Genomic DNA, 20,844 nt, shown 5'->3' on the forward strand with positions numbered 1-20,844 from the left:
TTGTGAGAGCTGATAATGTCTGAAAATGAGCCTAAAAACATAGAGATAGCTAAAGCATTCTCTGAAACTGACAAGCGAACAGGTGAACTTGTTACTCTGGTTCCTAACAGCAATAACACTGTTCAGCCTGTTGCGTTGATGCGGTTGGGCTTATTTGTTCCTACCCTGAAGTCCACGGCACGAGGACGTAAAGGTCAGATGAACTCAATGGATGTCACCTCTGAGCTTAAGCAGCTCTCGATCGTTAAGTCTGAGGGATATGAGAACATCAAGATAACCGGTGCCCGGCTTGATATGGATAATGACTTTAAGACTTGGGTTGGGATCATACATGCCTTTGCCAAGCACAAGGTCCTGGGAGACTCTGTATACCTTCCGTTTGTAGAATTCGCTAAGCTGTGTGGGATTCCATCCGCACGCTCTTCTGCGAAGCTCAGGGCGCGTCTGGAGGCGTCTCTTGAACGTATCGCCACTAACACCCTATCGTTTTCAAACAAAGAAGGTGATTACTACGTAACTCACCTTGTTCAGTCAGCAAAATACAGCCCGAAAAAGGATGCTGTTGAGTTGCAGGCGGATCCTAAGATCTTTGAGTTGTATCAGTTCGATAAGAAAGTCCTTCTGCAGCTCCGGGCTATCAACGAGCTCTCCCGCAAGGAGTCTGCGCAGGCTCTGTATACGTTCATTGAAAGCCTTCCGACAGACCCAGCTCCAATTTCGATGTCACGCCTGCGTGCCCGCCTTAATTTGACCTCGCGAGCCATCACTCAAAACGCGACTGTACGCAAGGCCATGGAGCAGTTAAAGGCTATTGGTTATCTTGATTACACAGAGGTTAAGCGTGGCAAGGCAGTATATTTTTGTATCCACTATAGGCGGCCAAAGTTACGCCCTGCGCAAATTCCTACGGGCATAGGTGATGATGTTTATGATGTAATCGATGAAGAAAACGTCATTGATATCCCGGCAGAGAAGGTTGCTGATTCAACAGCACCTCGGGAGATGGTAATGCTGACTAAAGAAGAACTTGAGTTGTTGGAACAGATTCGCCAGACAAAGAAATAAAGTTGGTCTCTTGCTGTTAATTGGCCTAAAGCCTGCTGAAGTAATGGCAGGCTTTTTCATATCCACTATAGAAAGCTGACTAACCACTGCGGTGAGCAACCTATCCACTGTAATCAGTAAAAGCTCCCATCACGTAATATCCTATCCACTGTAGGCTGCATTCATTACTCTCTATAGTGGTTATTAAGATGATCTCCTCTAACCCCCCTAGTACTTACTAACCTGAAACACCTTATCTGGTAAGGGTCAGTGGTTACTAACTTATTGATGGATTCTTGAAGTTTCTCACTATAGTGGTTTCTACTACCCACAGTGGATATTTCAATTTTAGGTGTTTTCTTCTCTCCTTAGTGGATATTACTCTCTGCAGTGGTTGTTCCTCTCCATAGTGGTTTGAGTGTCGTTACTCGCCACAGTGGATAGTTCTCTCTATAGTGGATATGCACATTAGGCAGAGATATGCCTGGCAAAAGTTTTAGCCTGTTTTGAGACAGTGTCACTTTTGGGACCAGATAGTGAATATTTTCAGCGAACGATCGGGAGTGAGAAGAGAAAATGAAATACCTTCTTGGTGACAGCGAACAGAGCATGCTTAAAGCAACTGACACCAACAAATCGGGTGGTCAAGTATGTCAGTAAAACGCTTTTCTAGAATTTAACGCGCATAAGGTCACTGAAACGTGTCGTGTACGCAGGGGATAACATTTGGCGTTTCATCTCCCATGACTTTTGGATGCCCTGGCCGGCGAACCATACGCGCCCTTTTCCGCTGTGATTGATCCCATCGAGTACTGCCATAAGTTGTTCACTGTTAGACCTTGGTCTGTTTTCATCAAACAAACCTAGCTGGGCCACACCCTGACTGTAAAAGTCACCAAGCATTACTCCACATTTTTGAAACCGGTGGCCGTCCTGCCATATGGCATCCAGGCATTGAGTGGCCGCAGCTACGATATCCCGGCTGTCCTGAGTGGGGATCTGAAGCTTTGTGCCTGCTGTTTTTCCAAAATAGACTTCGTTTACGGCAAATGGGCTTGTTTTAACAAATGCTGAGATATGTCGGCAATACTGACGTTCGCCACGGAGTTTCTCTGCGGCACGTACTGCATGACTACAGATCGCCTCCCGCATTAAATCGTATTCTGATACGCGATCACCGAATGACCTGGAGCAGACTATTTGCTGTTTTGTCGGTGCAAATTCTTCCAGCTCCAGACAGGGTTCGCCGCGCAGCTCCCGGACAGTGCGTTCCAACACAATATTGAAGTGTTTCCGTATCAGCGGTGTGGGAGCATCAGCTAGCTGCAATGCCGTTTGAATTCCCAAATCATTTAGTTTTTTAGAAATCCTCCGCCCCACTCCCCATACGTCAGCGACCTCAACCAAGTTCATCAGTTTGCGCTGACGGGCAACCAATGATAAATCAACGACACCGCCAGTTTTTGTCCACTTTTTGGCGGCATGATTCGCCAGCTTTGCCAGCGTTTTCGTCGGACCGATGCCTACGCCAACGGTAAGTCCTGTCCATTTGAGAACCTTCGCCCTGACCTCCCGTCCGAAATCCTCCAGATTTTGACAGTTGCTGACGCCTTGCAGATTTATGAAAGCCTCATCAATCGAATACACTTCGACAGCTGGAGCCATTTCTTCAAGTACGGTCATTACTCTTGAGCTCATGTCTGCATAAAGGGCGTAGTTACTGCTGAAGGTAATAATGTTGTTCCGTTCGAAGAGCGCTCGCATCTTAAAAAAAGGCTCGCCCATTTTGATACCGAGTCTTTTTGCCTCTGCACTTCGGGCAATGACACAGCCATCATTATTGCTAAGCACTACCACTGGTTTTCCCTTCAGGTCAGGCCTGAATACTGTCTCACAACTGGCATAAAAGCTGTTCACATCAGCAAGGGCAAACATTACTGAAACCCGTTTATGCTAAAAGTGACTACGCCAAACACTTCTAACTCGTCGCCGCCGTCATGCAAAACGATGGGTGGAAAGTCAGGATTCATCGGAACGAGCTGTACTACGGGGTGCAAACAAAGGCGTTTTACGGTGTACTCCCCCGCCAGTGACGCAATTATGATGTCGCCGTGCTTTGCCTCAAGGCTTCTATCCACTACAAGCAGTGACCCTTCATAAATACCCGCGTCAACCATGCTCATTCCTGTGGCCATTACAAAGTAAGTAGCTGCCGGGTGATTTACACAAAGCTCATTTAGATCAATCCCTTTCTCAATATAATCTTGCGCCGGTGAAGGAAATCCAGCCTGCACTTTATCCTGAAATAAAGGAATCAAACACATCAAAGGGTCAGTTGCTGGGTAAAAGATATTCATAGTACACACTCATCAAATACTGTTTATGCATACAGTATAATCATGGGCTCTTAAACTTGTGAAGAGCTGCGCCCAAGAAAAGTCTTAGGGTGCTGATCACCAAGGAAACAAATAATTTTGATTTAGAGTCTTGCTGCTCATAGACGCCAATGTGTAAGTATTCCTGCAATGCACGGCATTCATTGTGTACGTGTGAAGTGATAAGTATTACTTCACATGTAATAATTACTCGATATTACTTCACATTTAACTTTTGTGAGTTATTATTTACGAAATACTACTTTTGATGTCACGGGTGACAAATGATCACGATTATTGGATGCAATAAAGGTGGGGCCGCGAAAACTACAACTGCAGTCAATATTGCTGTGGGTTTGGCGTTATCTGGCAAGGATGTTTGTCTGGTTGATGCTGATGTTCAGCGCTCTGCCTCCAGGTGGTATGCAGAACGCGAAGCCGCGGGTCTTACCCCTTCTATCACCCTGATTGAGAAAAGAGACAATATTTCTCAAACATTGAGAAGCCTTGATGAGAAGTTTGATCATGTCATCGTGGATGTTGCCGGCCGAAACAGTCGGGAGCTGATTACAGGTGGAACGGTAGCTCATCAGATCATTGCTCCGCACCAATGTTCTCAGTTGGATCTCGATACCATGGTTGAGCTTCAGCAGCAGTTAGAAAGCATGCGGGATTTAAATCCTGAGCTGAAAGCATATTGCTATCAAAGTATGGCCACTACGAATCCGCTCCTTCAGGGAAATGAACGCCATGAGTTTCTGGAATATGTCCGAGAATTTGAAGGGCTGATCCCTTTGACCGCAACGGCATGTTACCGAAAGGTTTACCGTGATGTGATGTCTGAAGGTAAGTCTGTTCTGGAAACGTCTAATGAAAAAGCCAAGGCTGAAGTTCTGGCTCTGTTGAATGAGGTATTTTAATGGCTTTAAAGAAACCCCCTTTCACCAATCGGCGCATAGTAACTGAAGCAGAGGCCGATGCTCTGGCGAACAGACTGGCAGACCGTCCCTATGGCGATGAGAAAGTAGTTGCTGAACCTGTACCAGAAATATTGACCAGGACAACCATTTCTCTGCCTCAGAATACATTGCGTGAAATTGAAGACCTGGCGTTGCATAACAAACGCGTCGGTATTGCGCCTAAAAGCGTGAGCGCTATCATCCGCGATGCTCTGGACGCATACCTCAAGAAAGTATGATTTCATACTTATTCAGCACTGGGCTTCTTTCGAAGTCCAGCGCCCTCCCCTTCTGAAATCACTCATCATCTAATAATTCACACTTCACACTTCACACTTCACACTTCATCATTATGCTTCCCGACTTCTTCCGTTGCGGATTTAATGAAAGAGCAAGAATGGTGCTAGGTTTCAGATAGTAAAACTGTTTGGAGCATACATAACCTCATAAGTACTTGGCGATCAGCAGATTCAATCTCCAGTATTACGTAATAATTCATACTTATGATTGCCGCGAAGGTTGATTCCGGGAGATTTGACTTAGAATATGACCTCATACCTCAGTTCAATTTGCTAAGGTCGACCAGAACGTGTTGCAGTGAACGGACCTCATAATCAGTTCGATATGCATCGCTCTCATCGATAGAATCATACTGAATAATTCATTATTCATATTTATTACTTCCTAAGTGTGAGCTATGAAAACTATACGCTTCAGCGTAGTGAGAAATGTTGATTGGCGATTTCACGAAGAAGCTTCAAGCGGCAATGAGCGGGGCCTGCTGGCAATGGCGAAATCTATACGTCGTAATACTGATGATTTAGCAAGTAGCACTTATGAAGTAATACTTGTGGTAAGGTTCTTTCTCATTTCTATGGTCCTTTGGTGAGCTGAGGCACGTAACACCATTGTGAGTTATGAAGATAATTGCATAAGTACTACTTCATACTAATTTGTGGCATGCGCTCCGGATATCAGAAAAGGAGGGGTAGCAATTTCTGGCTTGAAAGCTAATCATCAGTCATCATCCTCAAGCCCACGAAGTCAGTGCTATATCGGTTGATAATAACTGCAAAATTCATACTTATGAGTTCATAATTAGCACTTGTGATATTTAGGTTGAATCTTGTTGTGGTAACCTGATGTCAGCCAATAAAGATAATGCTAGGAAATCTGCGGGCAGCGGCTGCAATTTTGGTTGAGAAAAAACTTCATCCTTGTGAAGTATGATTTCATAAGTATCAAAATTTAAGTTACTCATTGTTGCGTGAGTGATCATGCAATACATCTCACATCTCACATCTCACATCTCACATCTCACATCTCATATCTCATATCTCATATCTCATATCTCATACTTAAGGTTCCATCTTACCTGCATTCGCAATTGCCAGAGGTGGATAGCTGCTTAATAAGTTGGCAGTTTGCAGATACGATAAGTGTGTTTGAGAGCAACTTTGTGCGCGGTTAGGCATTGATAAGAAGAGTATCTCTGTCCAATACGGCGATTACCAGGCTGTAGGGCAGGGGGAGAGCCAGATAACTTTTCATCATTTGAAACTTTATCTCATTACTTCATCTTCGCACTTCAGTGTCATGGTGGTGGTTAGGGTATTTCTATATTTTCCAATACTTCCGACCTGCCTTGTTTGTTTTATTACTTTCCTTAGCCTTTGCCTCTTTTGAATGCGTCCCCTGACGGGCTAGGCTGTCGTGAACAGAGCCAGCAGGCTGTCCATGCCCTCCGGGCTTCCATCCCTGACGCAACACCACGCTTACAGCGGCCACGGGCCGCGCCGCTTCCACCGCCCTGCGATAAACCCGCAGGCCGTTGTCGGGCAACGGCGATTCGCTGCCGCTCACCGGCGTTGCGTTGGTATCCGCTACAACCCTCTTGGTGCCGTCTCTCCAGTTAAGTCCCTTTCGCCGGGGCTGACCAAAACACAGCCGCTGTCGCCCGTCCAGGGTAAATGTACGCCCCCAAAACTTTTCCTCGTTCCTCAGAAAACTTTCGTGTTCGCCCCGGACGTTCGCCCTCGTCGGTGTTTTTTCGCCCTTGCGGCGGAGGAACTCAACTGGAGATGTGGAAACACCCAGCCAGAAATTCAGCCGGATACCACAAAACGTCAAGGTCGCGACAAAGCGAATCTAACCGAAGATATGGGCTAAAAGCCCTGAAAGATAAGGAGAGTCATCATGGCAGAACGTGGAATTAACAAAGTCATCATCGTGGGCAATCTGGGGCAGGCACCGGAGCTGCGCTACATGCCAAACGGCGGTGCGGTGGCTGGTATGACGCTGGCCACCTCTGAACAATGGCGTGACAAGGTCACCGGCGAACAAAAAGAAAAAACCGAATGGCATCGCGTGGTGGTGTTCGGAAAGCTCGCTGAGATTGCCGGTGAATACCTGACCAAGGGCGCAAAAGTCTACATCGAAGGTCAGCTGCAGACCCGCAAGTGGCAGGATGCGCAGGGCATCGACCGCTACAGCACGGAAATTGTGGTCAAGGCTAACGGCACGATGCAGATGCTGGGCAGCGCAGCAGGGCAGGGTAACCGTCCGTCGGGTGACGCAGGGGGTTCACAGGCTCCGGCCAATGCCCCGTCCCATTCCGGCGAAGCGGCGGCTGACCCGAAACCGGCAAAAGCCGCGCGTGGCAAAAAAGCCACCAAAATGGCACCGGCGCAGCAACCCGCACCGCAGGGGGGAGAATTCCCGCCGGTTGATTTTGACGATGATATCCCGTTCTAGCGTGACCTTCGACATTAACCGCCCCGCATTTGCGGGGCATAACAGGGAGTACCGAATCATGGGAAACAACCATCACGTTCTGCTGCCGGACGACACATTTACCCGTAAACAGGCCGAAGCTGTCGCCGCCGCTTACGACAATGTTGCTATCGAAGACGGTCAGAGGGCGAATTTCCGTCTGGTTGTGCGTCACCGCATCGGTGGGCAGATGGTCTGGCGGGCGTGGAATTATGAGCCTGAAGCAGGGGGAGGTCTTAAAAGATACATCATCAGATGTGGTGTGAGAAAGCAGTGAAAGGCAGTGAGGTGCCGGACGTATGAGGCGTCCGGCAGACATAAATCAACACTTGAGGTACTAACTATGTCAGTTACCGAGTCTAAAGCAGTTTCTAAAGCGAGTAAATCCACCCGCCGTCCTAAAAAAGCCGCCGTTACCGAGGCCGTCGAGCAGGCGCTGGCGAACGCGCCGGTAGAAATGGTGCCGGTCCGTCAGCTGGTTCACATAGGGCAGAACGTGCGCAAACACAAGCCAGATCCGGAGAAGTTGCAGGAACTGGCGGCAAGCATCCTGTCCGTGGGTGTCCTGCAAAATCTGGTGGTGTGCCCGATGCCTGACGGCATGCTGGGTGTGGCTGCCGGTGGACGCCGCCTGAGTGCATTGCATCTGCTGCTCGGGGCGGGATCGCTTACCGCTGACTATCCGGTGCCGGTGAAAATCGTTGAGCATGGCATGGCAATGTATGTGTCCGAAACCGAGAACAGCAAGCGCGAAAATATGCACCCCGCTGACCAGATTGCGGCCTTCGCCAAAATGAGCGAAACCGGCGACACGGCGGCGCAGATCGGCAGCGTGCTGGGGTACACCACAAAGCATGTACACAAATGCCTGCGTCTGGCAGGAATGGCTCCGGCATTGCTTGCTGAACTGGCTGAAGACAGTATCAACCTCGATCAGCTGCAGGCGCTGTCTGCCACCGAAGACCACGAACGCCAGCTGGACGTCTGGAAAAATGCTTACGGCATTTACCGCACGCCGAGAGAGCTGCGCGACGCTGCGGTAATGAAAGAAGTGGCTGCTGAAGGGAACAGTTGTCTGATGTTCGTCGGCCGTGACGCTTACGAACAGGCGGGCGGCGGGTTTACCGTAGACCTCTTTACTGACGAAGGCTTTATACGCGATACCGTTTTATTAGCCACGCTGACCCGCGAAAAACTGACCGGCATTGCGGAGTCTGTTGCGCAGGCTGAGGGCTGGTCGTGGGCTTTGGGACGCCCCGATGGCATCAGCACTTACGGGGAAGATGCGGAAAACTACCTGCTGCTCAAACAGCCTGAACCGGTGATGACCGGCGAAGAGCAAGCCCGCGTTGATGCGCTTTATAAGCAGCTGGGTGAGCTATCAGAACGCAGCGAGCAGGATCAGGCCGACTTTGAGGCGATGGATTATGCCGAAGCAAAATGTCAGGCCGAAATTAAAGAAATTGAGGGGGATGCGGCGATCCGTGCGTGGTCTGATGATGTTCGCGCAAAAGCCGGTGTGGTGGTATCGCTGTCGCGCGGTGAACTGTCCGTTCGCCGTGGCGTCATGAAGCGCTGCGACCTGCCGGAGATTGTTGGTGATACTGATAAAACCGGTGTTAATCAGCATCTGAGCAGCATCCGCACGGAAGATATTGACGCCGCGCAGGAGAAAAAATCCCTGTCAGCCGTGTTGGTGAAAAGCCTCTCCAGTGAACGTACATTAGCAGTCCAGGCCGCGCTGGCAGAACAGCCGGACAAAGCGCTGGTGATGTTCGTTCACGATTGCCTGACGTCCACTTTTGACCATCACGGTCGCTATGTACCGAAAAACTTCACGGTCACCCTGCATCCTAAAACGTCTCAGATGCTCGCCAATGCCCCGACATCTGAAGACAGTCTGGCCATGCAGCACCTCAATGCTATTCACGCATCGTGGCAGGCTATTTTGCCGGAAGGTTGGCACGACAGCTGGAAATGGTTGCTGTCATGGAATACGCAGACGCTTATTGATGCGATGAGCTATTGCCTTGCCCGAACGCTGGACGGGGCATCAGAACGCCTGAGTCATAAAACGGGTAAAGCGGGGGAACGACTTGAGCCGGTTGAAGCAGTGCTGGGTTTCACGCTGCGCGACTGGTGGTTGCCGACTAAGGCCAATTTCTTCGGGCGTATCGGCAAAGAGCAGATTTCTGACAGCTTGTCTCAGGCTGGTCTGGAAGGGGCATCGCGTGACGCTCTCAAGATGAAGAAGGCCGAAGCTGCCGGGCTGGCTGAAGACAAAATTGTACTAACCAGCTGGGTGCCGGATTGCCTGCTACCGGTGGCAGACGAAGTGGCTCCACCGCAGGAAAGTGACGCCTTCACTGAGACAGACGCTGCAGCCTCAGACACTGAAACGCAATCCACCCATATTGCCGCCTGACAGGAGATGCCGCTCCGCAAGGGGCGGCAGTAACGACATGACCCGATGTAATGAATTATCGTTTGCCGAGTTACACGCGATGAACGGCAGTGAACTGGAGCAGTACGCAGAGCGCGGTGAGGCTTCCCGTAGCGACCTGAGCCGTGGCGTTGTCCATCAGCTGCACCTGTCCGATAACTGGCTGTGCGACATGGAGCACCGCTGTGAGTTTGGTACCGGTGCGCCGGTAAACATCAGGCTGACCCTGAAATCTCACCCGCAGGTTGTGGTTTGCCTGACCAGCAGCAGCGACGACGTGCCGTTCTGGCAGATGCATTTGCCGTTTGACGGCGGGGCATCGGTGGCGTGGCTTTGCTGCAGCGAAACGTTTGAGCCTTCGCTGATTTTTGATGCCCTTCGCACACTTGGAACGCTGGTTGCCACCGGACTGAACACCCCTGAGCAACTGGCTGCGACGCTGCGAAAAAATGGGGGTGCAGTATGATCCCCCGTCACCTTTCGTTAGTGCCCGTGAATCCGTTTCAGGCTGCTGCGCTGCAGGCCATCATTGATGTGGAAGACGGTCGGCGCCGGCGGGGACAGTATCCTTATGCCGTGGCGTTGCTCCGCCAGCTGCGCGGCGGGGAGGCGGGACGCATCAGTGCAACAGACGTGCGCCGAGCTGCCTCAAACTACGATCCGAAAGACCGTGCCGGTGAACCGAAAGAACGCTATCTGGCTGCGCTCGATAAACTGGTGGAAAGCCGTGGCAGCGTGTGCCCGCTGCCGCTGTCGGGCTGCGCGGTCGGACAATATTTCCCGCAAACCGGTTATCGTCTGAGTGAACGTCAGAACCGCCGATGGGATGCCAGCTACAGCCGCAGGGAAAAGCTGCAAGAAAAGGCGCGGCAGCAAAAGCGCAGGCGCTATCAGACTTCCGTGGCACAGGCTGAAATCGAGCTGGCATTTGTGACCCCAACAGGGCTGGAAGCATGGTACAAACGGCAGGAAAAGCGGGGTATTTATGACGATGACCTGACGGACATGTTAGCGGCGTGGGGCGGGCGTTTTACCCGCCAGCAGGGCGAGATATTTTACTCAGGTCAGCCGTTGCGGGCGATTCTTGATAATATAAACGATGAACTAGGAAAACGGCCAACGGCAGTGCAGTGGTTTGATGCTCTGCTATTGTCAAACAGGCTCACAGTCCGGGGTAAGAGCAGGTGTGCTGAAGATGTCAGTCTTTGTTCTGTAGTCAGGTAGACTTGTACAAAAGGAAGTTACTCTGAGAGCGAAAGAAGCCGCAATACAAGGGCGTACAAGAGATCAATTTATCATTCAGATAAAGGAAATTATCATGTTTGTATTAGTAGTTATTCTAAATTTACTCGCAGTAGTGTATTGCAGTATCCGGTTTAGTAAATCGGGTAAAAATTACTTATACATGGTTATCGCACTGCTTTTAACTGCAGCCACAATAACATTTAGATTAGTCGGCATTATTTAGCCTCACCTGTTCCTCACTTATTATCGCCGTGGCTCCCGTTGCGGCATTTTTTATCTGACACATCCCAGTTTCCGGTGGCCGTCCCCACCGGGGCGCAAACGCTAATGACGTCGTGTTGCTCCACAACATGGTGTTAACGGCACTGTCCTCTTTTCCCTTTTTATTCTATTGCCCTGATTATTTCTCAAAGTTAGCGCCAATGCCGTGCCCGCACTGTAGACGTGCCGACTCGCCTGCAAGCAACTGTCATGTGTGGTGGCTATGAGATCGAAATTAGTTGTGGGTACAACCATTCCTGGCAGTTTTGAGCGATGAACGGAGGTTTGGCTGATACAGTAACTGTTAGCTATCGTCCTGCTAACCGGCCTTATCCGGCATTGAGTTTTACACCGTTGCAGAATGCGCTTCGTCAGAGATAATAAACTCAGGGCCATAGCTCACAGGGAAGTTTACTGATCTGGCAATAAAGCACACTTTATGGATCTCATGGTGAATAGCCATTGCAGCATCAATATCAGTACCGGCTACGACAGTAATTTTTGGCCTGAGTACGGCTGACAGGAAGCGGCCAGCGCCATTTTTTAACACCTCTCCTGTTGCTACCGGCGAATCCTCATAATCCATTACAGTGATGCCCGCATCTGATGCTAGATGTAAATACCACAGCATGTGACATGCAGAAAGAGAGGATATAAGCAGGTCTTCCGGATTCATTTTACCAGGGTCACCACCCAGTATCGGGTCATTAGAACAATGTATTATTTCCTTTCCAGCGATAGAAATATCCCATGTCCGGTCATATGAACGATAACCTGTTGTCCCTTTGCCCAGATTTCCTGTCCAACATATATGTGACGAATAACTGTGTTCCATAAATTTCCCGCTCCAGTTCTTAATGTCTGCTCGTTAGCAATACACTCTCAGTCGGCCAATGAAATAAATATTTATCTGCTTTTGAGATTCTTACCACTCTATCTTCTCTACGTTTAGTCACTCTCAGATGAAGCACGACTTACCGTAAATCATTATCAAAGTGCTTATACAGATGGTATAATGGTATACCATTATACCATCAAGTAAAGTAGGTTTTATGAGTTCGGTTATTCTTTCGACCGCGGACATGCTTGTTTTTGAGCTAAAAAATTTAATCAACAACGGCTCGCTGCAGGACGGTGATCGTCTAGTGGAAAGAGACCTCGCCAGCCAGTTTTCTGTCAGCCGCATCCCGCTGAGAGAAGCAATCCAGAAACTTGAGAGGGAAGGCTTAGTTGACGTTTACAGAAACCGCGGAGCCGTCGTCAGGACGCTTACCGTTCACGATGTTGACGAAATTTATCAACTCCGTGCTTTACTGGAAGGTGATGCTATTTTTCAGAGTCTTCAATACATGGATTCAGAAACGCTTACGCGGGCAGAGCTTGTTCACAAACTTCTTGGTAGCGTCAGCGAATCAACACAACAGGGGCAATACAACCGGGAATTTCATGAGCTGTTATACCGTAAGTGTAAAAATCAGCGCCTGCTGAAAATGATAAATGGATTACGAGCGCAGATTGAAAGATATGAACTATTGCAGCATCGGTTACTGTCTGAAACACTCAAGTTTCAGGATGAACATGAGCATATTTTAAACGCCTGCCTGCGGGGTGATCCCGCTGCTGCTCGCGACTTTACCGTTGAACATATTCTTTCTGCCGGGCTGATTCTAAAAAGCTATATGACCAATCGGTAATCCAGGGAGCTGCTGCTCGCGATAAAAATCCAAACGGCAGAGCGTTTGCAGGATCCGCTTCTGGCACTCAGCTGCCCTAACAGTAAAGAGGGCAGTTATGAGCGAGGATCGGACATTACGGACCAGTTGAATTTGATTCAAACGGCGAGACCTTAATTACCAAGTCAACCCTAACGACCAGGCCGGTAGCATGCCTTCTAACCTCTTTTACCTCCAACTATACATTTTGATTATTCTATCCAGTGTCAGTAACCAGGAAGTGGCAACGTCGATTTGGCCGCACCGACCGGAGTTAATTAGTCACAAAGCAGAACAGCCTGCTATGTTGCACATATTAGTGGCAGCCGAGCTTCAAGGAGTTTATATGAGCAAATCGCATGACATCGTCGTTGGGTTCCGCCGCGCGGAAGAAAATGATGTAGAATTAGTTCGTGAGATAGTACTTGAGGCCTATTCCAAATGGATTTCGGTCATTGGTCGTGAACCGACCCCGATGAAGGCCGATTTCAATAAAGTCGTCCGTGAGCATGACATTGACCTAGCCATTGTTGCAGGGGATGTCGTCGGCCTCATCGAAATATGGCTCCATGCTGATCATCTTTGGATAGAAAATGTTGCGGTACATCCCCACCGGCAAGGAATTGGAATCGGCCGGAGATTACTGTCGCATGTTGAAAGTAAAGCAGCTCAAGCTAAGATTGGGGAAATTCGCCTGCAGACGAACGAAGCATTCGAGGCCAACATTGCATTATATGCGGCGCTAGGATATGAAATCGATAGACGTGAAAAATTCATGGGTGGAAAGACTGTCTTTATGAGCAAAAAATTGTAGCGGTTACTAAAACTGCACCCGAAATAAAGATTTCTTGAATCATTTTAAGGTGCGTAACTACTCAGGTCTATCCGCTAAAGGTTCAAGGGGAAACTATGAGCGAATAGCGGACCGAAATTTTATGGCCAGCACAGTTTTGTTGTATCCACACTGCCTAGGACTTCACCAGAAAAGGCGATAGAAAATTCTCTACTTCTCGTTTTCCAATTCCTAGGGTAAAGCTGACCCCTGCATTTTTTAAAATTCTGAGTCCTTCTCCGCAGTTTCTAGGATGAGGGTCTTCAATGGCTACATAGACATGGCGCGGTTTTAGCTCAGCAATTGTCAAGGCACAGGAAGGGGTTCTTCCTTGATAGGAGCAGGGTTCAAGTGTGACAAAGATTTCACATTCACCAATTGGAACCATTAGTTTTGAAATGGCGTCAATCTCTGCGTGATGATGGCCTGGAAGTTGAGTGAAGCCTTCGGAAACTACCTCCCGTTTATGTACAATCACGCATCCAACAGGTGGGTTTGGTCTGCAGCCAGGTAGCGCTTGGCGTGATTTTTCAAGCGCTAACAACATGAATTCTAAATTTTCGCTCATCCGCTTTCATGCCCTAATATGTAAATCACAGGCTTACGATTTTCAAATCATCCGGCATGAATGTCCATTATTTAAATCAATTAACTCGTACTGACCTTTTGATACTTCCGCTTTTGGCATACTGCTGCCTGTTGCAAGGAACGCATGTCAGCTATGAGTTCAACCGATGGATACAACACACTAATTGGCCATACACTTTCAAAATTAACAGATATCAAAACGCATAAAAGTAATGCATATATAGACAGTATTCTTAGTTAAGGGGCAATCGCTACATGAGCCGTGACAGATATAATCTATCCATAGCAGTATTCGTTTTGCTTATAAAAGGGGATGAACTCTGTATGCTCCGAAGACCTAATACGGGCTGGATGGATGGTTGCTTTAGCTTACCTGCCGGTGGCTTAGAAAAAGGTGAAACACTCTCTACCGCTGCCGTCAGAGAGCTAAAAGAAGAGGCAGGGGTGCACGCAATTCCTTCAGAATTGACCTTGTACATACCATGCATGTGTGGACGGAAAACCGTTCATGGGTAGGGCATTATTTTATCTGCCGAGAATGGGGTGGTGTACCTTTCCTTGCAGAACCTGACAAGCATGCCGAAGTAAGCTGGAAGAAAATGTCGAATCTGCCAGAAGAAACAATACCCTATGTAAGGCAGGCTATTGAAGCCATTAGTGCTGATGAGAGTTACTCAGAATGTGGCTGGGACATATGTAAGTAACCTCTGCTACGTAGCAATATTTCCGCTCCTCAGTCAGTATGCGTATGACAAAGGGATGCTACGAGCGAACAGCGGACGTCACGCACCCCTGCTAACATTAGCTCTGAGCAGATATCCGACGACTTGGGGGAAACAACTATCAAAAAATGATTGGCATGCATCATGTAGGACGATAGGTTATTTCCGAGCTCAGTCCCGGAAAATAATTGCGGGTTTATGGGTAATACTGGCAAGGCCTGGATGAACGAGTGCGCCCGGGTCAGCCACATCCAGGAGGCTATATATTAAAATAGCCGCAACCCAGCTTATTAAAATTCATTAAAACGCCTGTTAGTTATCCGGTTCTTTAAACCATACTCTGAAGTATTTAGGCTTAAGGTAGTTACTCCCCTTCGGTCCAATATTGTTTTGCATAATCATTTCAATGCTTATTATTTAAATGCTGTCGTCTTTAGAATCGAACCAAGGATTTTAATCAGCGGTTGAACCACTGGACGTGTGGTAATGAATATCGTGAAATTTAATCATTCTCTCCACCTTTTATTATATGCTCAAGCTACATCAATTATCTCTTTAAGACGTTTGTGGACTTCACATGCAGTAAGAAAGTCGGAATGAACTTCATTCATAACCATCTCACCCCGACTGTTTTCCAATGCGATGCAGTATAAATACCTATTGGGAGCGTCCCTCCCTGTACTTACAAAGAATTTCACCACAACGATGTCTGCACCCTTACGATGCCTACTTATGGCCAACAACGTGTCACATGGCTGACCTAAACTTGGTTTAATTGAACTCGCCAATTCCGGCAGTGAATGGGACGGGGCGAGTTTCATTACTAAGGATTGATGTGAAAATGCGGTAAAGCCAGCCTTCAAAGGTTCATGTTCTGAGGTCTGAGCGGGTTTATTAACTTCCATATTCCTGTCTCTCCAATATAATATTTCTTGAGTTACTTTTAATGAAGTTTAAAGTTAATTGTTTTATAGGTTATGCTCAATCGCGCCGATAGGCGATAAAAATGTTCTACGAAAAATCCTGTTTTTCAGCCACATTGTACCTCACTTAAATTATTTTAATTTTATCTTCTTGTTCACGTCTCCGGCGTGACTTTGCCTAAAGCTAACGGTCAGTAACGGTGTTTTGATCGTCTTATTCAAGGATAAGTAATATGAAGTGTTTCGTTTATGGCGGTGGAGAACTTGATTTTAGTATCAAAAAATCCCCGAGGTTTTTAGTGGGACGTGAATGCATTTTCGCGTTATGAGCAGAGGAAGGCACAGCCGCATCCGTTGATTATATAATTACTCCGTGTACTCATTCACCATCCGGAGTTATTGGATGAACTGCGAAACTGGCATAACTTGGCTGTGGTCTCGCTCCCTGACTTTTGCCGAGCTTAAAACACCCCCAGCGGGTTGCGCAGCCACTCTTTTTCGTGGTCTTCGGTGACCGATGATGCCTTATCCCTAAAAACAACCACTGCCACAGCATGTCGGGTATCTGGATATGTCGCCGCCTGGACTTTGAGTCTGCTCACTGGCGGGAGAAACTCCGCCTGATTTTGCCGATGCTAACACCTTTTGCAGAGAAACTGCTGCGGCTGCGCCGCTGTGGTTATTCCGCATTCTGGTTTACCTCCGTACCCGACTAATTTCTTTCGTTTGACCCTTTTTTATTATCTTCCTGGTGCTATTTCCTTTGTGGTTCGTGCAGCGAAGCGTGTGACTTTCTTTTTTCTTCCTGCTGAGCTGATTGCACGGCAAAAAATTCGTAGGCCTGGCGTCACCCTGCGGGCTCGGCTGTCGTGAACAGAGCCCGCTAGCTGTCTCTGCCTTGCGGGCTTCCATCCTGACGCAACTGATGGCTTGCAACGGCCAGTGGCCGCGCCGCCTAAACTGCCGGTGATATGGCCACCGGCGCTAAAGACGCCGCGCCTTACGTCGTGTCGGGTGTGTGCATCCGTCCGGTTCTGCGTGTTCATCACGGCCGTGTTATCACGCACGGGGCTGTAACGTAGCACCGCCTGGTCATTCCTCAAGGGGTAAAATGTACTCCGCCAAAACTTTTCCTCGTGCCTCGTAAAACTTTTGTCTCCGCCCCTTGCTCATGCCTGCGTCATTACTCCGTTGCCCCTGCCGCGAGATAACAGACCGTTAGATGAATTTTCACCTTAAGGAGAGAACCCGAATGCACACACATAACGTCAACGTCAAAACCGCCACAAGAAAAACGCCCGAAAGATGTTCAAAAAAACTTCGTCGAATTATCAATAAAGCCCACAGCAACGTGGCCTGTGCGGAAGAAGCCCACCTGCATTATGGTGAAAAATTTACGCGTTTTGACGTCTGTAATTACTTTATTCGGGAGCATTCGCCCAATTGAATGAGGCATTTAAAGAGTCTGAGTAATTCCGAGCAAATAGTACCCGATGGAGGGATCGTCCCGTCATCACAATCAAGGAGAAACACCATGTATCAACCTGAAATCACCACCGACTACAACAGCACTGACCGTTTCGAATGGAACGCAGCAGCAGAAGCGGCTTACTGGCAACAGTGCGAAAAAATCGCCTACACGGAGGTATCAGAAATCACGCTGGGGGCATTTATGGATGCTATCTCGCTAATGTATCCGAAGGACTGGCAGGGCGACGCGCTTTGCGAATCGTTCAAACTGGCTGAGATGGTCTGCGGCGACGTGACGGATATTTATGCCAAGGTGGGGGAGCGGTATTTCACGTTCCGCGACAAGGCATCGATGCTGCATGAGGCGATTGTGAACCGCATTACTAAGGAGGTGCTAAGCAAAGAAACTATATCGCAGAAATGAAAAAAGCAGACTTTCGTCTGCCCTGTCATGCCGGTTTGCCCCTAGGAAAGTCAGACCGGCCTTCAATACTCGATTGGAGTTCATGCCATGAATACTGAAGTACGAATCATTACACCACCCGCTCAGTTTGTAAAGTCTGAGACCGCTTTTTCAACGACAGTGACGGAAAAGGTGATACCGAAGGAATTATTGTTTAAAGCCGAAACGCTGGCACCGGTGATAGCGGATGTAAAAAATAATGCGTGCGAGCTGTGGTTACTGGTGGATGAGGGCATTTATCTGACGGCTGAAAAGCCATCTTTTGTCAGGGGAAAGCGCAATATTTTTTATGCGGAAGGATTTGACCCCTATCAGAGTGACGATGCTGAGACATTTTTCAATGCTATAGACGAAGTGGTAGCAGGCGGTGATATATGGGAATGCGTGACATTGTCGCCGGATATGCATGACAGCGTGGAGTCAGGCATCGCCGATCTGGTCATGCAGGTCACCGAGAGCGGATTTGTGTACGCGGTTAAAGCGCGGGATGCGGAGGTTAACCATGCTGAATGAACAGCACACAGCAGTTGCCGATCTGGATATCAACGGACAGCATGCGGGGGAGATGATCCCTTCGGTAGAGATTGACCGGATTATTGCCCTGCGGGAAAACGGCCTGAAACAATACGCTGAGGCGCTGGACATACTTAAATCTGCCCGAAAGTTGCTATTAGCGGCCACCGGCGGGGAGTACCTCTACGGTTTTGAACTCTGCGTGAAGGATGCACTGAGCTGGAAAGACCAACCTGAACGGGCAGAGAAAGCCATCAAAAAGGCAGTTGACGGCAAAATCTGGGAGCGGCTGATGAATGAAACCGGCATGTGTACACTGATGAGCACACGACAGCGCGATGAATGGTACAGGGAGTTATCGGGTGAAAATATGCCAGAAATTACGCTTGATACGGTACTGGCCACGTTTAACCACCTTCACACAAGCAAAAATGACACCTTTGAGCAGGGGGTGATCGACCTGTTTAAATCGCTGTCATGGGATTATAAGACCAACAACCCGTGCAGATTCGGCAAAAAAATTATTGTTTCTCGTTTGATGGATTCCTACAGCAGCGGCCGCATTCATTTCAGCACATTGGGCAGGTCAAAGCTGGACGATCTGACCAAAGTTTTTTACCTGCTGGAAGGGCGCAATGTTCCAGATTACAGGGTATCGGAGGGGGCGAAATTTGCGGAATATTTCGCACGTGAACGGTTTTCCGGTGAGGTCTATGAGGCCGAATATTTCTCGATGCGCTATTACCTGAAAGGAACGGCGCATATCACCTTTAAACGGCCCGAACTGGTTGACCGTATAAACGATATTGTTGCCCGTCATTATCCGTCTATGCTTCCCTCAAGGTTGTAATCAAACATACTGGCGGGGGTTACTCCCGCCAAAAATGCAGCAGATGCAATTTGCATTATATCCGTCATTACGATTGAGGAGATTTCTATGAGCAGGATGCAGATCCGCGTTGAGGAAAATTTAAAACAAGAAGCAACCCAGGTCTTAAAAAAATTAGGCATCGATCCTTCCGATGCGATGCGACAGTTGTTTCAGTACGTTGTGGATAACGAGAAACTGCCATTTTCTGCTGTAACTGTGGTGGTCGCCGACAGCGATAACGGTGATGACATCATCAAAATTGCTAAAGAGCGCATGGCGCATCCTGTTGCACGTATCAGGGTAAACATCGATGAGGTTTGAGATCAGGTTTATTGCACGGGCTTATGTGGGATGGGAGAAACTTGATTGTGCCATCAGGGAATAAATCAGAAAGAAGCATAAAAAGTTGCAGGAAGACCCGAGGATCGAGGTAATTTTAAAAGGTGTTATAAAATTACGCTGAGAAAGTCCGTTTTCGGCTGGTTTATCATGTGATAGATCAGGAAATTATCATTTTTGTTATTGCTTTCGGAAAGCATGAAAAACAGAAACATATTCTGATGCTGAAAACCGGATACCTTCATAAGTCTTTCCTGCCACCGGTAAAAACTCTCCTGGTATACTGCTGCGGCTACGCCGCTGCCGTTCTCCCGCTTTCATTTCCAGCCCCTTCGCAGACTAACCCCTTAGTTGTACCCCATCAGAAAAGTGCTACTTTTCATATACCTTCTCTTACTCATCTTTTGATTCTTCTTACTCGCCTTGCTTAAGCGTTTTTCAATAACTTTTGTCTGCCGGGCGTCACCCTACGGGTACGGCTGCGTAAACAGAGCCAGACATGCTGTCTCTGCCCCTTCGGGCTTCCATCCTGACGCAAATTCCACATAACACCTGCATGTTACCCCCTTCATGTGTAAAAGCTGATGAGCGAGTATTGTGAAGCCTGTACTGATGGATAAAAAAAAGGTAAGTTAGCTCTTGAGCTAAGATAGCTTTAAGGCTAACATTGTTTCATGGAGGAACACATGTGTTCACAGTAATTTTTCATGATGAAGCTGAACTGGAATTTATAGCATTGCCTGCCACAATCAGGGCAAAGATGACCCGGTTACTGCAAAAATTAGAGGTCAACCCGCGCTTACTAAGAGAGCCGGACACAAAGCCTTTGGGAGATGGATTATTTGAGATCAGGACGATGGGAACTGATATCGCCCGTGGAGTGTGGGTATATCAGGCCGGTGAGCGGATTTTTTTACTTCGTATATTTATAAAAAAATCGGCCAAAACACCTCGTAGCGAGATAGAAACAGCACTCCGAAGACTCAAGGAGATGAATAATGAAATTTAAGACACTCGATCAAATTCATACTGAATCCATGCAAGATCCTGAGTACCGCACTGCGTATGAAGCCGAAATAGCGTTAGAACGCCTTCAACAGACATTACAGGGTTGGCGTATTGAAGCCGGTTTAACCTCTGCTCAGGTAGCGGAACGTATGGGGATTAAGCCGCCTACAATCAGCAGAATGGAAAAAAATGCTACCAAAATGAGCTATGAAACACTCATCCGATATGCGCGTGCATGTGGTATCAGCTTTAAGTTGCAACAGATCTGAACCCGCAACAATGTTTCATCGAGCTGTACTCAGTT

23 protein-coding genes are annotated in these 20,844 nt (G+C 48.1%); 18 read left to right on the forward strand and 5 right to left on the reverse strand.

Features of this window, described 5'->3' with window-relative positions; translation table 11 throughout:
• The first annotated feature begins 15 nt into the window (after window positions 1–15).
• Window positions 16–1,065, forward strand: coding sequence for a RepB family plasmid replication initiator protein (locus IV433_RS21910; RefSeq protein ID WP_104925376.1), 1,050 nt, complete (start codon window positions 16–18; stop codon window positions 1,063–1,065).
• Window positions 1,066–1,713: 648 nt separating this feature from the next.
• On the opposite strand, the gene umuC is transcribed toward IV433_RS21910, so the two are convergent.
• Together umuC and umuD are read right to left on the reverse strand one after the other, a co-directional pair.
• On the reverse strand, window positions 1,714–2,979 hold the full coding sequence (gene umuC, locus IV433_RS21915) for a translesion error-prone DNA polymerase V subunit UmuC (protein ID WP_195815926.1): 1,266 nt from the start codon (window positions 2,977–2,979) through the stop codon (window positions 1,714–1,716).
• A complete protein-coding gene (gene umuD / locus IV433_RS21920; RefSeq protein ID WP_195815927.1) occupies window positions 2,979–3,401 on the reverse strand; it encodes a translesion error-prone DNA polymerase V autoproteolytic subunit in 423 nt (140 codons plus the stop codon). The genes umuC and umuD overlap by 1 nt, the downstream gene beginning before the upstream one ends.
• Before the next feature lie 302 nt (window positions 3,402–3,703).
• Between umuD and IV433_RS21925 the strand changes: the two genes are divergently transcribed.
• The 7 genes from IV433_RS21925 to IV433_RS21955 all read left to right on the forward strand — a co-directional run bounded on the left by IV433_RS21925 (window position 3,704) and on the right by IV433_RS21955 (window position 10,817).
• A complete protein-coding gene (locus tag IV433_RS21925; RefSeq protein ID WP_104925380.1) occupies window positions 3,704–4,339 on the forward strand; it encodes an AAA family ATPase in 636 nt (211 codons plus the stop codon).
• Window positions 4,339–4,617, forward strand: a complete 279-nt coding sequence (locus IV433_RS21930; protein ID WP_104925381.1) for a ribbon-helix-helix domain-containing protein — start codon at window positions 4,339–4,341, stop codon at window positions 4,615–4,617. The genes IV433_RS21925 and IV433_RS21930 overlap by 1 nt, the downstream gene beginning before the upstream one ends.
• Before the next feature lie 1,957 nt (window positions 4,618–6,574).
• Window positions 6,575–7,132: a single-stranded DNA-binding protein gene (gene ssb / locus IV433_RS21935; protein ID WP_195815928.1), complete on the forward strand. Its 558-nt coding sequence runs from the start codon at window positions 6,575–6,577 to the stop codon at window positions 7,130–7,132.
• Window positions 7,133–7,190: 58 nt separating this feature from the next.
• The gene (locus IV433_RS21940; RefSeq protein WP_195815929.1) at window positions 7,191–7,427 is read left to right on the forward strand and encodes a DUF905 family protein; all 237 of its coding nucleotides are present in this window, start codon (window positions 7,191–7,193) and stop codon (window positions 7,425–7,427) included.
• A 66-nt stretch (window positions 7,428–7,493) separates the two neighbouring features.
• Entirely contained in the window at window positions 7,494–9,575 is a 2,082-nt protein-coding gene (locus IV433_RS21945) for a ParB/RepB/Spo0J family partition protein (RefSeq protein ID WP_195815930.1), read from the forward strand.
• A 37-nt stretch (window positions 9,576–9,612) separates the two neighbouring features.
• A complete protein-coding gene (locus IV433_RS21950; protein WP_195815931.1) occupies window positions 9,613–10,059 on the forward strand; it encodes a conjugation system SOS inhibitor PsiB family protein in 447 nt (148 codons plus the stop codon).
• A complete protein-coding gene (locus IV433_RS21955; protein WP_195815932.1) occupies window positions 10,056–10,817 on the forward strand; it encodes a plasmid SOS inhibition protein A in 762 nt (253 codons plus the stop codon). The genes IV433_RS21950 and IV433_RS21955 overlap by 4 nt, the downstream gene beginning before the upstream one ends.
• A gap of 628 nt (window positions 10,818–11,445) precedes the next feature.
• Here IV433_RS21955 and IV433_RS21960 read toward each other — a convergent pair.
• Window positions 11,446–11,934 (reverse strand): OsmC family protein, encoded by a 489-nt coding sequence (locus IV433_RS21960; RefSeq protein ID WP_195815933.1) that lies wholly within the window; start codon window positions 11,932–11,934, stop codon window positions 11,446–11,448.
• Between the two features lie 217 nt (window positions 11,935–12,151).
• Between IV433_RS21960 and IV433_RS21965 the strand changes: the two genes are divergently transcribed.
• Together IV433_RS21965 and IV433_RS21970 are read left to right on the forward strand one after the other, a co-directional pair.
• Window positions 12,152–12,793, forward strand: a complete 642-nt coding sequence (locus IV433_RS21965) for a GntR family transcriptional regulator (protein WP_195815934.1) — start codon at window positions 12,152–12,154, stop codon at window positions 12,791–12,793.
• 364 nt (window positions 12,794–13,157) lie between these two features.
• Window positions 13,158–13,625, forward strand: a complete 468-nt coding sequence (locus IV433_RS21970) for a GNAT family N-acetyltransferase (protein ID WP_195815935.1) — start codon at window positions 13,158–13,160, stop codon at window positions 13,623–13,625.
• A 154-nt stretch (window positions 13,626–13,779) separates the two neighbouring features.
• Here IV433_RS21970 and IV433_RS21975 read toward each other — a convergent pair whose 3' ends face one another.
• On the reverse strand, window positions 13,780–14,211 hold the full coding sequence (locus IV433_RS21975; protein WP_195815936.1) for a bifunctional diaminohydroxyphosphoribosylaminopyrimidine deaminase/5-amino-6-(5-phosphoribosylamino)uracil reductase RibD: 432 nt from the start codon (window positions 14,209–14,211) through the stop codon (window positions 13,780–13,782).
• A gap of 344 nt (window positions 14,212–14,555) precedes the next feature.
• Here IV433_RS21975 and IV433_RS26230 point away from each other — a divergent pair, with 344 nt between their 5' ends.
• The 6 genes from IV433_RS26230 to IV433_RS22005 all read left to right on the forward strand — a co-directional run bounded on the left by IV433_RS26230 (window position 14,556) and on the right by IV433_RS22005 (window position 19,514).
• Window positions 14,556–14,747: an NUDIX domain-containing protein gene (locus IV433_RS26230; protein ID WP_229893653.1), complete on the forward strand. Its 192-nt coding sequence runs from the start codon at window positions 14,556–14,558 to the stop codon at window positions 14,745–14,747.
• Between the two features lie 2,381 nt (window positions 14,748–17,128).
• Window positions 17,129–17,323, forward strand: a complete 195-nt coding sequence (locus tag IV433_RS21985; protein WP_195815937.1) for a hypothetical protein — start codon at window positions 17,129–17,131, stop codon at window positions 17,321–17,323.
• 87 nt (window positions 17,324–17,410) lie between these two features.
• Complete coding sequence (locus IV433_RS21990) at window positions 17,411–17,770, forward strand: hypothetical protein (RefSeq protein ID WP_195815938.1); 360 nt, start codon at window positions 17,411–17,413, stop codon at window positions 17,768–17,770.
• Window positions 17,771–17,857: 87 nt separating this feature from the next.
• A complete protein-coding gene (locus IV433_RS21995; RefSeq protein WP_195815939.1) occupies window positions 17,858–18,322 on the forward strand; it encodes a DUF3085 domain-containing protein in 465 nt (154 codons plus the stop codon).
• Window positions 18,312–19,172 carry a DUF4942 domain-containing protein gene (locus IV433_RS22000; RefSeq protein WP_229893638.1) on the forward strand — a complete coding sequence of 287 codons (861 nt, stop codon included), beginning with the start codon at window positions 18,312–18,314 and terminating at the stop codon, window positions 19,170–19,172. The genes IV433_RS21995 and IV433_RS22000 overlap by 11 nt, the downstream gene beginning before the upstream one ends.
• A gap of 87 nt (window positions 19,173–19,259) precedes the next feature.
• Window positions 19,260–19,514 carry a type II toxin-antitoxin system RelB/DinJ family antitoxin gene (locus IV433_RS22005; protein WP_195815941.1) on the forward strand — a complete coding sequence of 85 codons (255 nt, stop codon included), beginning with the start codon at window positions 19,260–19,262 and terminating at the stop codon, window positions 19,512–19,514.
• A 198-nt stretch (window positions 19,515–19,712) separates the two neighbouring features.
• On the opposite strand, the gene IV433_RS22010 is transcribed toward IV433_RS22005, so the two are convergent.
• Window positions 19,713–19,853 (reverse strand): hypothetical protein, encoded by a 141-nt coding sequence (locus IV433_RS22010; RefSeq protein ID WP_195815942.1) that lies wholly within the window; start codon window positions 19,851–19,853, stop codon window positions 19,713–19,715.
• Window positions 19,854–20,220: 367 nt separating this feature from the next.
• Between IV433_RS22010 and IV433_RS22015 the strand changes: the two genes are divergently transcribed.
• A complete protein-coding gene (locus tag IV433_RS22015) occupies window positions 20,221–20,541 on the forward strand; it encodes a type II toxin-antitoxin system RelE/ParE family toxin (protein WP_195815943.1) in 321 nt (106 codons plus the stop codon).
• Window positions 20,531–20,809, forward strand: coding sequence for a helix-turn-helix domain-containing protein (locus tag IV433_RS22020; RefSeq protein WP_195815944.1), 279 nt, complete (start codon window positions 20,531–20,533; stop codon window positions 20,807–20,809). The genes IV433_RS22015 and IV433_RS22020 overlap by 11 nt, the downstream gene beginning before the upstream one ends.
• Window positions 20,810–20,844 lie beyond the last annotated feature (35 nt).

The sequence above is a fragment of the Rahnella laticis genome, assembly GCF_015644585.1.
Lineage (GTDB): Bacteria > Pseudomonadota > Gammaproteobacteria > Enterobacterales > Enterobacteriaceae > Rahnella > Rahnella laticis.

What these genes read in the sequence shown, in the direction of transcription:
- IV433_RS22010 (WP_195815942.1), bottom strand. Translation starts at nt 19,853, where the DNA reads ATGAAAGCGGGAGAACGGCAGCGGCGTAGCCGCAGCAGTATACCAGGA.
- IV433_RS21995 (WP_195815939.1), top strand. Translation starts at nt 17,858, where the DNA reads ATGAATACTGAAGTACGAATCATTACACCACCCGCTCAGTTTGTAAAG.
- IV433_RS21950 (WP_195815931.1), top strand. Translation starts at nt 9,613, where the DNA reads ATGACCCGATGTAATGAATTATCGTTTGCCGAGTTACACGCGATGAAC.
- IV433_RS22020 (WP_195815944.1), top strand. Translation starts at nt 20,531, where the DNA reads ATGAAATTTAAGACACTCGATCAAATTCATACTGAATCCATGCAAGAT.
- ssb (WP_195815928.1), top strand. Translation starts at nt 6,575, where the DNA reads ATGGCAGAACGTGGAATTAACAAAGTCATCATCGTGGGCAATCTGGGG.
- IV433_RS21925 (WP_104925380.1), top strand. Translation starts at nt 3,704, where the DNA reads ATGATCACGATTATTGGATGCAATAAAGGTGGGGCCGCGAAAACTACA.
- IV433_RS21985 (WP_195815937.1), top strand. Translation starts at nt 17,129, where the DNA reads ATGCACACACATAACGTCAACGTCAAAACCGCCACAAGAAAAACGCCC.
- IV433_RS26230 (WP_229893653.1), top strand. Translation starts at nt 14,556, where the DNA reads ATGCTCCGAAGACCTAATACGGGCTGGATGGATGGTTGCTTTAGCTTA.
- IV433_RS21930 (WP_104925381.1), top strand. Translation starts at nt 4,339, where the DNA reads ATGGCTTTAAAGAAACCCCCTTTCACCAATCGGCGCATAGTAACTGAA.
- IV433_RS21940 (WP_195815929.1), top strand. Translation starts at nt 7,191, where the DNA reads ATGGGAAACAACCATCACGTTCTGCTGCCGGACGACACATTTACCCGT.
- IV433_RS21990 (WP_195815938.1), top strand. Translation starts at nt 17,411, where the DNA reads ATGTATCAACCTGAAATCACCACCGACTACAACAGCACTGACCGTTTC.
- umuC (WP_195815926.1), bottom strand. Translation starts at nt 2,979, where the DNA reads ATGTTTGCCCTTGCTGATGTGAACAGCTTTTATGCCAGTTGTGAGACA.
- umuD (WP_195815927.1), bottom strand. Translation starts at nt 3,401, where the DNA reads ATGAATATCTTTTACCCAGCAACTGACCCTTTGATGTGTTTGATTCCT.
- IV433_RS21970 (WP_195815935.1), top strand. Translation starts at nt 13,158, where the DNA reads ATGAGCAAATCGCATGACATCGTCGTTGGGTTCCGCCGCGCGGAAGAA.
- IV433_RS21955 (WP_195815932.1), top strand. Translation starts at nt 10,056, where the DNA reads ATGATCCCCCGTCACCTTTCGTTAGTGCCCGTGAATCCGTTTCAGGCT.
- IV433_RS21945 (WP_195815930.1), top strand. Translation starts at nt 7,494, where the DNA reads ATGTCAGTTACCGAGTCTAAAGCAGTTTCTAAAGCGAGTAAATCCACC.
- IV433_RS21975 (WP_195815936.1), bottom strand. Translation starts at nt 14,211, where the DNA reads ATGAGCGAAAATTTAGAATTCATGTTGTTAGCGCTTGAAAAATCACGC.
- IV433_RS21960 (WP_195815933.1), bottom strand. Translation starts at nt 11,934, where the DNA reads ATGGAACACAGTTATTCGTCACATATATGTTGGACAGGAAATCTGGGC.
- IV433_RS21965 (WP_195815934.1), top strand. Translation starts at nt 12,152, where the DNA reads ATGAGTTCGGTTATTCTTTCGACCGCGGACATGCTTGTTTTTGAGCTA.
- IV433_RS21910 (WP_104925376.1), top strand. Translation starts at nt 16, where the DNA reads ATGTCTGAAAATGAGCCTAAAAACATAGAGATAGCTAAAGCATTCTCT.
- IV433_RS22000 (WP_229893638.1), top strand. Translation starts at nt 18,312, where the DNA reads ATGCTGAATGAACAGCACACAGCAGTTGCCGATCTGGATATCAACGGA.
- IV433_RS22005 (WP_195815941.1), top strand. Translation starts at nt 19,260, where the DNA reads ATGAGCAGGATGCAGATCCGCGTTGAGGAAAATTTAAAACAAGAAGCA.